Genomic DNA, 1,111 nt, shown 5'->3' on the forward strand with positions numbered 1-1,111 from the left:
GTGGTTCGACCGCGGCAAGGGGCTGGAGCGGGCGCAGGTGCACTTCGACGGCGAACCTCAAATCCGTGCCTTGGCCTCCCGGCTCGTGGCGGCCGGTGGACGCCGTTTGGACGACAGCTCGCCGTGCGTCGATGTCCGCCTGGACGGCGGATACCGGGTGCACGCAGTGTTGCCTCCGATTTCCACTGCCGGAACTTTGTTGTCCGTTCGGATTCGGCGCGAGGAGGTTTTCTCGATCGACGAGTTGCGTGCGGGAGGCATGTTCGGGGCACCGGTCCAGCAGGTGCTGCAGGCAATGGTTGATCGCAGGCTGAGCTTCCTGATCAGTGGTGCCACCGGTTCCGGAAAGACCACATTGCTGTCCACGATGCTCGGCTTGAGCAGCCCACATGATCGGCTCGTCCTGATTGAGGACGCCTCGGAGCTGAACCCGGTGCACCCGCACGTGGTTTCCCTTGAGTCCAGGCACGGGAACCTTGAAGGCGGTGGCGCTCTCGATCTTGGCGAACTCGTTCGGCAAGCACTGCGGATGCGGCCGGACCGGTTGATCGTGGGTGAGTGCCGGGGCGCAGAAGTCCGTGAGCTGTTGACGGCACTCAATACCGGCCACACGGGTGGCGGTGGCACAATCCACGCGAACACCGCCTCCGCGGTCCCGGCCAGGCTGGTGGCGTTGGGTGCGCTCGCAGGCTTGAGCCGGGAAGCCGTTCAACTGCAGCTTTCAACGGCATTGGACGCAGTGGTCCACGTCGAGCGGACACCGGCCGGCAGAAGAGTTTCCTGCATTGGATTGTTGGCGGTGGGCGCGTCCGCCCCATCGATCGTGCCTGCCGTGGAAATGCGGGCGGGTGTTGCTGTCCCTGGTCCCGCTTGGGGGGACCTCGCAGATCGCCTTGAACTGGACCCTGGGCTCCTGCCCGGCTCGCAACGACCGATCTCGCGCCCGGATCACCTTGGAGCTGTCGCGTGAGCGGATTCCTCATTCTCGTCCTGGCGGCCGCTGCATGGGTTTTCTTCCAACCGTCCCGGCGACTTGGCAAACGGGTAGTGCGTGCCCTGCCTCGTGCTCCCGTGCATGGGGCTGGCGCTGGGCGCTGGGGCTGGGGCTGTG

At 65.7% G+C, this 1,111-nt stretch carries 1 protein-coding gene; it reads left to right on the top strand.

Translation table 11 applies throughout. The features are described from left to right. The coding region (locus AHiyo1_RS18320) for a TadA family conjugal transfer-associated ATPase (protein WP_059389498.1) at positions 1-970 on the top strand (970 nt) is incomplete at its 5' end. Positions 971-1,111: the final 141 nt, after the last annotated feature.

Source organism: Arthrobacter sp. Hiyo1 (genome assembly GCF_001263615.2).
GTDB lineage: Bacteria > Actinomycetota > Actinomycetes > Actinomycetales > Micrococcaceae > Arthrobacter.